Here is a 12,366-nt window from a genome sequence, read left to right as displayed (position 1 = left end):
AAATCGCAGATAAGTTCATTAGGTTATTAATATCCCCTGAAATCCCCTCATTACCCATTATGCTATGTGGTTTTTATGCCTATGTCTCAACAAGTTTCGTCTCCACCACAAGTTTCGTCTCCACCAACACCAAATCGCATAGAAGCAGTTGTGACCAAACAACGTGAACTGTCATGGCAAGTAGCCTCTAATTTATTTGTAAGTTTTAAGTATGCTTGGTGTGGAATCAGCTACGCTTTTCAAACTCAACGCAATTTTCGGATTCACATTAGTGTCGGCGCTTTAGCGATTGGCTTGAGCGTTTTTTTACATCTTAAGCCTGTGGAAATATCGGTTATTGGAATAACGAGCGGTTTAGTTTTGGCGTTGGAATTACTCAATACTGCGATTGAGTCAATTGTGGACTTAACAGTTAAGCAGACCTACCATGAATTGGCAAAAATTGCCAAAGACTGCGCTGCTGGTGCTGTGCTTGTCTCTACTTTCGTAGCGGTGCTAGTAGCTGCTACGCTCTTACTTCCTCCCCTGTTCTCCTTGGTTTTGTCCGCTGTACAGTCTTAAGTGCTAAGTTTAATACGGTTTTTCATTGGCTGGACGCGACTTATAGTGTCTGTATCAAGATGACTTAAACACCGATTAAAATCTTTTGGTGACAATCAATCACAATGATCTGATTGGTAGAGACCAGGAGCTATAATTTGTGATTATAGTTATCGATAATTACGACAGTTTTACCTATAACATAGTTCAGTATCTGGGAGAATTGGCGGCTGAGTTTCCGGTAGTAGGTGATATTCAGGTTTTTCGTAACGACAAAATCACCATAGATGAAATTTGTGCGCTACAGCCAGATGGACTCGTCATTTCCCCAGGACCTGGTCGCCCAGAAGATGCTGGGATTTCCCTAGATGTGATTTCTCTGCTGGGATCAAGCTTGCCGATTTTAGGGGTTTGCTTAGGGCATCAAAGTATTGGTCAAGTGTTTGGCGCCAAAATCGTTTCTGCGCCAGAGTTAATGCATGGGAAGACGTCTCAGGTCTATCACACCGGCGTAGGAGTCTTTAGCAATTTAGAGAATCCGATGACCGCAACCAGGTATCATAGTTTAGTGATTTCGCGCGATACCTGCCCAGATGTGCTAGAAATCACTGCTTGGGTTGAGGATGGCTCAATTATGGGAGTGCGACATCGGAACTATCCTCACATTGAAGGCGTCCAGTTTCACCCAGAGAGTGTCCTGACAACTTCAGGGAAGCAGCTATTGCGAAACTTTCTACAACAATTGCAGTCTCGAGAGATGAATCCATGAAACGACGACAGTTATTGGGCTACGCAGGGGCGGGATTAGTAACAACGTTGATTACTAACTTGGGTTCCAACCTTCAGGCTGATGCCCAATCTGGCGGTTCATTATCAGTTCAGTGGTTGGGTCATACTAGCTTTTTGTTTACTGGTGGCGGAGTAAAAATTCTCACAAATCCCTTTCGGGCGGTTGGGTGTACCGCAGGCTATCGTGCGCCAAAGGTTGCGGCTGATTTAGTGCTGATTAGCAGTCAACTACTGGATGAGGGGGCTGTAGAAGAACTTCCTGGGAATCCAAAGCTGATTTACGAAGCAGGAGTTTACGAGTTTAATGGCATTAAGTTCCAGGGAATTGCCATAAACCATGACCGTAAAGGTGGTAGGCAATTTGGTGTAAATACGGCTTGGCTTTGGAAGCAAGGGGGAATTAGCATCCTTCATTTAGGAGGAGCCGCCGCACCCATTTCCATTGAGCAAAAAATCCTCATGGGGCGTCCTGATGTGGCGCTAGTGCCTGTAGGAGGTGGTTCTAAGGCTTATAACGCCGAGGAAGCAAAGCAGGCAATTCAAACCCTCAATCCCAAGATAATTATTCCTACCCATTACCGTACACAAGCTGCTGATACTTCTAATTGTGATATTTCACCATTAGATGACTTTCTGAGTGTCATGAATGGAATGACAGTACTTCGTAGCAGTAGTGACACAATTACTGTTAGCATCGGTAAATTACCCGAGAATGGTGCGATTCAAGTTTTGGGTTACAAGTTTTAACAGTGATTTAAACAGTGATTTGATTCTTGTGGGGTAGGCGAGACGCCTGCCTTTTATATTTCGCGCAAAAAGGTTTCCCTCGATACCAATCCTATGTGGAGTTGCACATAATGAGATGCCTGAAATACTGATTAGGCAAAGAATTTATTTTGTGCTGCCTTAAATTAAATTGGTATGAACCAGTAGCGGTGAGGATAATTTAGGTGCTCGACAGTTATCATTCCTGCTAAAACAATAAGCGATCGCCCAAATCCCACCTCCCCCCACCATCAACAACTACAAACGATAGAATCGCAATGGTGCTATCGAATCCACCCCAACCCGATGAAAGCTGATCGCAAACCAATCCCTGAACACACCTCACCCACCTTTCAACGCCCCGAACTCCTTGCCCCAGCAGGTCACTGGGACTGTGCTAAAGCTGCTGTTGAAAATGGGGCAGATTCCATATATTTTGGGTTGGATCGGTTTAATGCGCGAATGCGGGCGCAAAACTTCACGGAAGCGGACTTGCCTAAGTTGATGGAATTTTTACACCGTCGGGGTGTCAAGGGCTATGTCACCCTGAATACAATTATCTTTCCGCAGGAACTCACAGAGGCAGAGCAATACCTCCGCACCATTATTACTGCGGGTGTAGATGCGGTAATTGTCCAAGATGTAGGTATTTGTCGTCTTATTCGTCACTTATCACCAGATTTTCCCATCCATGCTTCTACCCAGATGACCATCACTAGTGCCGCAGGGGTGGAATTTGCTAAATCCTTGGGTTGCCAATTGGTTGTTCTTGCCCGAGAATGCTCGCTTCAGGAAATTGAGAAAATTCAGCGCCAGTTGCGTGTAGAGAAGTGCCATGGCACTTCTCTACCATTGGAAGTGTTTGTTCACGGTGCGCTATGCGTAGCATATTCCGGTCAGTGTTTGACCAGTGAAGCGCTAGGAGGGCGTTCTGCAAACCGTGGGGAATGTGCCCAAGCTTGCCGAATGCCCTACGAGTTAATCTCCGATGGAAAAGTTGTAAATTTGGATAACCGTAAATATCTGCTGAGTCCGCAAGATTTGGCTGGGTTAGAAGTGCTGCCAGAATTGATCAAGGCAGGGGTAAGTTGTCTCAAGATTGAAGGTCGGTTGAAAACACCAGAGTATGTGGCTAATGTTACCCGTGTATATCGAGAAGCACTGGATCGGGTCATGGCAGATAATATAGAGATGTTGCATACAAAGTCTCTACACGCACCAAACAAAGAACGCCACAACCTGGAAATGGCATTTTCTCGCGGACTGTACACGGGTTGGTTTCGCGGCATTAACAATCAAGAGCTGGTTCATGCCCACTTTGGTAAAAAGCGTGGAGTTTACCTGGGCGAAGTTACCCGTATCAGCAACGAAAAGGTGACAGTACATTTACAAGCACCTGTGAAACCAGGTGATGGTGTTGTTTTTGACTGTGGTCACCCCGAAGCGCAGGAAGAAGGTGGTCGAGTTTATGCAGTGGAACACAAGGCAAAGGAAGCAGTGCTAACCTTTGGTCGTCGTGACGTTAACCTGCAACGGGTACACGTAGGGGACAAAGTTTGGAAAACCAGCGACCCAGAACTGGATAAGCAACTGCGTCAAAGTTTTGCTGGGGAGAACCCGCAATTTCAGCGTCCAATTCACATTGAGGTTTATGGCGAAGTCAGTCAACCGGTAACTGTGCTGACTCGTGATGAACAAGGTCACATTGTCCAGGTAGAATCTGCAATGCCCCTTGTGGAGGCGCACACCAAACCCCTGACTACAGAACGTTTACAGGAACAGTTTAGTCGTCTCGGCAACACACCCTTCTGTTTGGGAACTTTGACAAATCACCTCAATGGTGCAGTTATGGTACCGGTCAGTGAGTTGAACCGAATACGGCGGGAGATTGTAGCGCAGTTGGAAGAGTTGCGTTCCCAACCCAAACGCTGGCAATTACACTCTAAGGTAACTTTACAAGACTTACTCCCCTCCCCCACTCCTCCACTCCTCCACTCCTCCACTCCTCCACTCTCCCTCATTGTGCTGGTGCGAAACTGCAAGCAACTACAAGCTGCACTCCAAGCGAGAATTGAAACACTCTACTGTGAATTTGAAGACCCCCGCACCTATCGAGAAGCGGTGCGGATGGTGCGTGAACAAGGGCACGGAAAACAGAAAATTTGGGTTGCACCTCCGAGAATTACTAAACCAGGGGAAAGCTGGATTTTGCAGCAAGTGCGTTCCTGCGAAGCGGATGGCTATCTGGTACGAAACTATGACCAACTCCAGTATTTTGCCAATGACCAATGTATTGGGGATTTCTCTCTCAACGTTGCGAATCCCTTAACGGCAGACTACTTTAAGCATCAATTTGGTTTAGAACGGGTTACAGCGTCTTATGATTTGAACATAACCCAGTTGGAAGACCTGGTCACAAGTTGCCCACCTCAGTGGTTTGAGGTGACAATTCATCAACATATGCCCATGTTTCATATGGAACATTGTGTATTTTGTGCCTTTTTATCACAGGGGACTGACTACACTAATTGCGGACGCCCATGTGAGAAGCATGAGGTGAAATTGCGGGATAGAGTGGGGACAGAACACATCCTTCAAGCTGACGCAGGCTGTCGAAATACTGTATTTAATGGTATAGCCCAAACAGGAGCAGAATACGTACAGCACTTGATAGAGCTTGGAGTACAGCATTTTCGTATCGAATTTCTCAATGAGACAGTTGAGAAAGTGACGCAAACGATACATCGTTATCGTCAACTGCTACATGGGGAAATTACAGGCTCTCAACTTTGGCGGGAGTTAAAGCTGGAAAATCAGCTTGGTGTCACTCGTGGTCCAATGGGAGTGAGTGCAAGTCGCAGATAAAAGTAGATAGGTGAAAATCAGGACAGAATACAGAAAACCTTATGGCTAAAGTCGCTGTTAACCTACCCTAACAAGTCTTAGGTATCGTCGTCTTCCTCCAGATTCTTGGGTAATTGGATAGTTGTTAACAGTAAATGGTGGTGACACCATTCAATAATAAATAATTGGCAATTCGTAATTTCTAATGAATAACTCAATGACAAATTACGAATTATCAATCACGAATTGTCCTCATAGAGGCTGTTTCATGCCATTAACCCGCGCTGACTTGGAATCAAAACGCTTGCAAAGGATGATTTTAGAGTCTGGGCTTAGTATGCAAATCCTAAGCGAAGCCCAGTTGCAAGCTTCAATTGATAAAACTATACAGCAACAAGAGCCAGATTCCGATATCTGGCTCTTTGCTTATGGTTCGCTCGTGTGGAACCCCATTTTCCGATTTGTTGAACGCCGCATCGGAACAGTTTACGGTTTGCATCGTCGGTTTTGCTTACGAGCACCCCTTGGTCGTGGTACTCCAGACAACCCTGGTTTGGTACTTGCTTTGGAGCGTGGTGGTAGTTGTCGCGGTGTTGTCTACCGCATCGCCGGTGCTGATGTAGCTTCTGAACTGCTTCTTGTTTGGCGGCGGGAAATGGTCGTCGGTTCTTACGTTCCCCGATGGGTGAAGGTATTTGATGGCACACAACAACTGGAAGCGATCGCCTTTGTGATCAACCGTCACCATCCACACTACGCTAGAAATCTCTCGATTGAGACTACTGCTGAGATCATTGCGACAGCCTGCGGGCATATCGGATCTTCTGCTGAATATCTTCTGCAAACGGTTGATGGTTTGATGACACTTGGAATCAAGGACAGGCAATTGCTCCTCCTGCGCGAGCGGGTGCTTGCGAAACAGTGCTGTTTGCAGCGTGTCCAATGATACTGCGATACTATAGAATAGTATGCATTTTTTGCAACAAGCTTTGCCTTCCAAAAGGTGGATCTGTTTGTTGAGTTGTGTTATCGTTTTGGAAATATAGAATTTAAAAATATATCTAAGGTCGGATGCGAATATTTATGAAACTGACCCTTAACCTAGAGGCGGAATTTTTTTTCCAACAAGGACTACGCCAAAACAAAGCAGCAAAGTTTGAAGCAGCAATAGCGAGTTTCGACAAAGCTCTCAGGTGTAAGCCAGATTATCCGGAAGCCTTATCTCAAAAAGGTTTTGCTCTAGGTTCCTTGGGTTGTCATGAAGATGCGATCGCTTGCTTTGACCAGGCTCTGAAATTACAATGGAATGCTTGCTGGGTTTGGCACAACCGGGGAATTGCGTTAGGAAAGTTAGAACGCTACCTTGAAGCAATTAACAGCTTTGACTGTGCTCTTGAATTTAACCCAAATGCCGCTACTATCTGGCATAATCGTGGTATTACCTTGTGTGACTGGGGACAGTATGAAAAAGCAGTGAAGAGCTTTGAGCGCACTCTACAGTTGCAACCAGACGCATATTGGGCGTGGAACAACAAAGGCAATGCTCTTAAACAGCTAGGGTTTTACGAAGAAGCTCTTGACAGCTACGACCGCGCCATTGAGTTCTCTCCAGATAATGCTATGGCGTGGCAAAACCGAGGCATGAGTTTGTGTGAGTGGGAGCGTTATGAAAAAGCACTGACAAGCTTTGATCGGGTTATAGCAATTCAACCAGACAACGACAAAGCTTGGTTAAATCGGGCTATAGTTTTGGAAAAATTACGGCGTTATCCAGAAGCGATCGCTAGCTACAAACAAGCTTGCGAGTTACACCCATGCGATGACACTATCTGGTACAACAAAGCTCGTTGCTATGCCATGGAAAATAATATCGAAGAGGCAATTAACAACTTGCAACGAGCAATTGATTTGTGTCCAGACAAATACTTACTCATACTCAAAGATAACTCAGAATTTGGCAAAATCTTTAAGGATGAGCGTTTTCAGGCTATGCTCCAAGAACTAAATTATTAGCCAATACGCTTGCTGATAAGATTATTTTTAGCCGTGATACATATGTAGAGACGTTGCATTCCAACATCTCTACACACATAGAATGGTCAAAAATAATCATTAACAGCAACTGTATTGAATTATTAGCTGCTTGACAGGGAAATTTTGTCAAATTAACTCAATTTTGAATGTTGAAGCAACCACTTCCAGGGTAGACCAGCGAGCGCGCAGGACTCCAGCGAGTGACTGTAAACCCCAGACTTCACCACGACCATGACCAACTGCAATCGCACCAATTTTTGTTTCTAACAATGCTGGTTCGGCTGGCTTGCGTAACTGTCCTGTAATATAAACATCAGCACCACGGGTTGCTGCTTCACGCACGAGGGAGTCTGTCATTGCACCAACAACAGCAATTCGTGTCACTTCAGTGCATTCTGCTGCACGTACGTGCTCGTATCCACCAAATATCTGATTTACACAATGACATAAACGAGCAAAGCTTTGAGTCGGAATCTCTCCAATCATACCGATTGCTCTGCTGTCTTTTTTTCCCAACACTTCTAAACCAGACATTCCCAAGACTTCCGCCAACCTGGGATTGAAAGAGAGTGTCAAGCGCTCATCAAATGGCAGATGATAAGATATGACACCGATATCTGGAGCAAGTTGTCCTGGTTCAAGTTTCCAAGGACGATGTAGAAAGAGCGCGTCTAAATGTTGAGTGCTTACCCATTGGTGCAACTGCGCCCACGGTTCTAAAATCAATCCCAAACGTCTAACAGGACGTGTTGAAGGCAAATATACACCACCTCGTTCCTCTTGAGTGTAGCTCTCAATAGCAAAGAAGTGGTCAAAAAATTCTGCTATCTCTTCTAAAAGAATCAATTTGCTTCCAGTCGTCATCAGCTAACAACTATCAACTATCAACTATCAATTTAACCTTTAATTTTGGCAAATAAAGACTCATACTGAGCAGCCACTGGTGAGGGTAAGGGAAGTAAAAATTCACTTTTATTAAAAACATCAGAATTCATGATTAACAAACTGCGTAATGATTCTTGAAAATCAGACGCAGTAATAATTGTAGGAATTGGTGAATTCGTTTTTGTTAGCAAAGAAATGTCCTTAGCAATGCCAGGACTTAAACAAAAATCTATCCATTGATATAACAAAGGTTGCTTGTCTTGACCTGCTGGATTTACCCATACGTCTGCCCAAAGAGCAGTTCCTGACTGGGGAATCACTGTGGCAAGTTGTGGGTAACGTCCAATCAGTTGCACTACATCGTTTGACCAACCAATTGTTAACCAAGTATCCCCAGTAATGAGAGGTTCCAAGTACCTGGTAGAATCGTAGAATTTTACCTGTTGATTTAATGACCGCAGTTCCTTTTCCAAGTTTGGAACTGTGTCTAAATTCTCTGTGTTATAAGATTGTCCCAGCTTTTTTAAAACTAGACCAATCACTTCCCGTGGTTGATTCAAAACAGAAATGCGTCCTTGCAGTTCATCGCGCCATAGGTCACTCCAATCTTTCGGTGTCCAACCCAATTTTTGGAATTTATCCCGGCGATAAATCATCACCGTACTACCCCAACGGTAAGGAACAGCCCAAACGTTTCCTTTAGGATCAACCAGACCTTGGTCGTTGCGCGTCACTAATTCTTGCCATCGTTTGGGCAAAGCGGACCATTGTTTTATCTTTGCCAGTTCCAGTGGTTGTATGAGTTTTTTCTCAATTGCTAAACTTATCCAGTAATCTCCCAACGTTACCAGGTCAGCTTTGGTAGCTCTTTGAGATTGGGCAAATGGTAAGGTGCGACGCCATCCTTGCTCATCAGTGGTATTTGTTTTCTTCTGCCAAATTTGCAATTTTTGAAATAAATCCTGTAACTCCTCGACAGGAGCAAACTTTAACTGCACCTTTTGCTGCAAACCTTGGCTGAATTGATTAACCACCTGACCGGGGATAGAACCTTTTAACAGTTGCACATTTAGTGTCACCTGTTTGTTGTCAGCACACCCAACAAGCAGTTGTGAAAGTGCTAGGGTAGTTGTACCTAGCAAAAAAGAACGTCGCTGCATTGATTTTGACTTTTAGAGTGAAAAAGCGTTAGTAATACCAGATGCTGACATCCAAAGTGTAGCAATAATGAAGCAAAACGTTCTGAGTGCTTGTATCGTTAGGCATCTCTAGTTGTGGTTAAATTTTGGTTCCTTGATTTAGATTTTTGATTTTGATTTTTTTTATTCAGTTTCGGTCAATACCATTCAGTTTGGCTAATTGTCAGAGTTTGTTGATTTATTGATCAACTTAATGCCAGTGCAAGCCATTAGTGACATTTTACCTAAGTAATTATTCACACAAACAGTCTTGAGTGTTGAGGAGCCAGTTCCGTGGTGAGACAGTGCTATGCAGGAGGGGAGCCACTGCGCCCTTGGAGGTTCCCTCCATTGTAGCAAGTGTCGTTTTCCCCACCCAGGGGGACTGCCGAAAGGGTTAAGCGACTTGAGGAGACTGGCGTTGCTGAGTGCGTGATTTTTTTGTTTTACAGTCTCTCGAGTCAAAAACGCTCAGGAAAAAGTCTTAAGCCGTGAATTTATTTGTGGAAAAAAAGAGCCTTTTTCCTTATTCAATCTGTCGGGTTTATCGGTGGGGATTTACGTAGAACTTAGTATAGAGCAAAGCTTTGCACTCCTACAGATTCAGCACTGATGAAACGCTAGCGGCAAGTATTTCTCAAAATAGGTGCAAAAAATTAATTTTTCTCAACACAGCTGTTTAGTAAAACTTGTATACAGTATGTAGATATATTTCCAATTTCAGATTTAAGTATTGCATTTCAACAGAACATTTTAAAAGTTAAAAAAATCATAAGTATGGTTAACGTTGCCAAGAGATTGAATACTATAGATATAAATAAACGGATGAGGGTATTAAATGGAGCCATTACAAAAGCAGGTCCTGACTTTGAGTCAAAAAGTGGATGCCCTCTACCACGTGATTGAGCATCTTGATGGTAAAGTTTCTCAAGCTTTATCAGAATGTTGCTTAGTGAAAACACAAGAGGCTAACGATAGCTTAGTGGAAAGTAGCGACACAGGACGCTATCAGTTAAAAGGACAAATCAATTTTAATTCCGAGCTTGAACATAAGGACGTCATAGCAGATGGCATTTATCTAGACACTAATCTTCAAGGCGGAGATCGACATTTAACACCAGAAATTCAAATCCAACGACTAACAGCGCAATTAACAGCAGCATACAATCGCATTGCTGCCTTGGAAGAGCAATTACTGCTGAAAAGAATTCACTCTTAACTAAGAAAGAACTCAGAATTCCTCCGGTAGGAACTCATAATGGGTTTCTGTACCGTGCTCTTGGTGAATTCACTATATGCTTACTGGATTTACATAATTAAGCAAAAAGAAAATTCTTCTAAAGCCCAAACCAAGCGCATTCTACGCTTGGTTATATTCTGGGTTCTGTGTTTTACTTTCTGAATTCTTTTGATATTTTTCTAATTGGGCTTCAATAACTTCCAAAAGTTGATGTTGCAGCCAACCCCGAGTTAGATAAGCAGCTATACAAGCGCCTCCAGCGCCTACACCTTCTTTGACAAAACCCTGCTCATAAGCTCTGAGTTGAAGATAACAGGAATCAGCAAAACTGAGACCAGTGGCTAGTAGCGGCGGAGTCACTCCGTTAGGAGTTATGCTGCTCTTACCAACTAGCTGGGCTAATTCAATTGTGCTGCCCGTTGGGTCTTCTGCTACCCAGCGGGTTGTTCCTATAACAACTTCTTCTGGTCGCCAAGATAAGGCGTAAGCTTGGGCAATGGCACTCATCAGAGCATACACTGCCAGCATTTGTGTTCCACCGGCAAGTAAAACGCCACAACTGCGGCTAAGAGCGATCGCCATCCCTGCTACGACAATTTGCATGGGATCGCCCACAGCTGCTACTAACTGGAGAGGATGGTGTAGGAGAGATAGGGAAGAAGAGGGAGTCTTTTCTCCTCCTACTCCCCCGACTCGTGCACTCCTCATCCTTTCCAACCCAGCTTGCACCACCGCCCACTTTTGCTCGTGATTGCAAACAGGGTGACTGCTGTTGACTTTTCCCACTGCTGGTATGCCTAAGCCAGTTAAAATTGCTAAGGCGGTTGTCGTTCCACCTACGACACACTCGCTTAAAATGAAATACCCATTTTGGGTTTTAGTACTCAGTCTTTCACCCCAAACCAACCCTTGCTTAAACAAGTGGTGTACCGTTGCTAGTTCCATCGCAGCACCTTGACTCAAACACCTAGCTGGATAGCCACCTAAATCAATAGCTGGGACAGCAGGGGGCTGAGGTAAACCAGCATTGAATATATAAACTGGAATATTTAGCGCCTCAACCACAGCGCGGGAAATAAGGACGGGGGACGCCCCAGCCGCCAATGGTGGTAAGGGATATTTGGGCTTATGTTCCCAACCGTAATATAAAAACTCGGCATCCGCACAAGCGGTGTATTTTCTGTCCTCTGGAGTGCAACCTGCTGCGGAAATTCCAGGAATCAAACTCGTTTCAGTAAATCCTAAAACACAGGCAAATACGGGTAAACAACCGCGATACTTAGCAGTCCATTCCTGAGCCTGTTCAATCTGAGTATAAATGCGAATAAAATCATTAGTCATTAGTTAAGAATTATTCAAATAATGACAAATGACAAAGGACAAATGACTATTCTTCATAATCCATGATGACTTGCACCCAGCGTGGGGGGCGGGGGATGGGGTTGCCCAGGCGATCCAACAGCAGCCATGCTGCTATATGTACCGTAAATAGGTAGATAAAGTTGTTAACCAAAATTAAGGCGATCGCCCCTATTTGAATTAAAAACACGCTGGGACTTGCCAAAATTCCTAGTCTAAGGAATAGCCACTCTACAAAATCCGTCACCTGGTTAACTATATAAATCCAAAGGTCTTCATTAGTCAATATGGACATCAACCACAAACGAAAAAAGACTCCTATGACGCCCAATAACGTCCCCAAGGTGATGGAAACAATCCAAGGCACACGGCGGTTCCATGTTGCTCCCAAAAGTACGCCCATGAAGGCAAAGGGCATAACAAACAGTAGACTGCGGACTGGTCCCATGAGCACCGAAAGCAGCAACCCGGATGTTACAGCTGCCATCCATGCCGCTCGTTTACCCCAACGGAGGTATACTAGGGCGATCGGCACGGGGAAGAATATCCGTAACAGAGGTCCTAAAGGAAAGTAAAAATTAATAAACCAAATCAAACTAGCAGTGCTAGCTAAAAACGCCGTTTCCACTATTCTCAACGGCGCTTCCAGCTTTGCTGGGGTCTTGTTAAAGTCTTTTGTTTGCCTAACCATTAATTTCAAGGGGGTTGAGATGAGAAGAACTCTCAAATCCA

General features: G+C 44.3%; 11 protein-coding genes. 7 read left to right on the top strand and 4 right to left on the bottom strand.

The window, feature by feature from the left end; all coding sequences use genetic code 11:
• Positions 1-81: 81 nt before the first annotated feature.
• The 6 genes from MAS10914_RS0108460 (at position 82) to MAS10914_RS0108435 (ending at position 6,951) form a co-directional block, all read left to right on the top strand.
• A complete protein-coding gene (locus MAS10914_RS0108460) occupies positions 82-561 on the top strand; it encodes a diacylglycerol kinase family protein (protein WP_017315490.1) in 480 nt (159 codons plus the stop codon).
• A gap of 139 nt (positions 562-700) precedes the next feature.
• The gene (locus MAS10914_RS0108455) at positions 701-1,309 is read left to right on the top strand and encodes an anthranilate synthase component II (protein WP_017315489.1); all 609 of its coding nucleotides are present in this window, start codon (positions 701-703) and stop codon (positions 1,307-1,309) included.
• A complete protein-coding gene (locus MAS10914_RS0108450; protein WP_017315488.1) occupies positions 1,306-2,076 on the top strand; it encodes an MBL fold metallo-hydrolase in 771 nt (256 codons plus the stop codon). Before MAS10914_RS0108455 ends, MAS10914_RS0108450 begins: the two co-directional genes overlap by 4 nt.
• A gap of 324 nt (positions 2,077-2,400) precedes the next feature.
• Complete coding sequence (locus MAS10914_RS0108445; RefSeq protein ID WP_017315487.1) at positions 2,401-4,959, top strand: U32 family peptidase; 2,559 nt, start codon at positions 2,401-2,403, stop codon at positions 4,957-4,959.
• 247 nt (positions 4,960-5,206) lie between these two features.
• Positions 5,207-5,884: a gamma-glutamylcyclotransferase gene (locus tag MAS10914_RS0108440; RefSeq protein ID WP_017315486.1), complete on the top strand. Its 678-nt coding sequence runs from the start codon at positions 5,207-5,209 to the stop codon at positions 5,882-5,884.
• 137 nt (positions 5,885-6,021) lie between these two features.
• A complete protein-coding gene (locus tag MAS10914_RS0108435) occupies positions 6,022-6,951 on the top strand; it encodes a tetratricopeptide repeat protein (protein WP_156818116.1) in 930 nt (309 codons plus the stop codon).
• A 147-nt stretch (positions 6,952-7,098) separates the two neighbouring features.
• On the opposite strand, the gene MAS10914_RS0108430 is transcribed toward MAS10914_RS0108435, so the two are convergent.
• Both MAS10914_RS0108430 and MAS10914_RS0108425 read right to left on the bottom strand, forming a co-directional pair.
• On the bottom strand, positions 7,099-7,836 hold the full coding sequence (locus tag MAS10914_RS0108430; protein WP_017315484.1) for a Nif3-like dinuclear metal center hexameric protein: 738 nt from the start codon (positions 7,834-7,836) through the stop codon (positions 7,099-7,101).
• 32 nt (positions 7,837-7,868) lie between these two features.
• Entirely contained in the window at positions 7,869-9,017 is a 1,149-nt protein-coding gene (locus tag MAS10914_RS0108425; RefSeq protein ID WP_017315483.1) for an extracellular solute-binding protein, read from the bottom strand.
• A gap of 856 nt (positions 9,018-9,873) precedes the next feature.
• On the opposite strand from MAS10914_RS0108425, the gene MAS10914_RS0108420 reads away from it, so the two are divergent.
• On the top strand, positions 9,874-10,254 hold the full coding sequence (locus MAS10914_RS0108420) for a hypothetical protein (protein ID WP_017315482.1): 381 nt from the start codon (positions 9,874-9,876) through the stop codon (positions 10,252-10,254).
• A 141-nt stretch (positions 10,255-10,395) separates the two neighbouring features.
• Here MAS10914_RS0108420 and cobT read toward each other — a convergent pair whose 3' ends face one another.
• Together cobT and MAS10914_RS0108410 are read right to left on the bottom strand one after the other, a co-directional pair.
• Complete coding sequence (gene cobT, locus MAS10914_RS0108415; protein WP_017315481.1) at positions 10,396-11,616, bottom strand: nicotinate mononucleotide-dependent phosphoribosyltransferase CobT; 1,221 nt, start codon at positions 11,614-11,616, stop codon at positions 10,396-10,398.
• Between the two features lie 46 nt (positions 11,617-11,662).
• Entirely contained in the window at positions 11,663-12,325 is a 663-nt protein-coding gene (locus MAS10914_RS0108410) for a DUF2232 domain-containing protein (protein ID WP_232224131.1), read from the bottom strand.
• Positions 12,326-12,366 lie beyond the last annotated feature (41 nt).

It is taken from the genome of Mastigocladopsis repens PCC 10914, assembly GCF_000315565.1.
GTDB classification, from domain to species: domain Bacteria; phylum Cyanobacteriota; class Cyanobacteriia; order Cyanobacteriales; family Nostocaceae; genus Mastigocladopsis; species Mastigocladopsis repens.
Note: the sequence above shows the minus strand (reverse complement) of the source record. Positions and strands in the feature narration are given on the sequence as shown.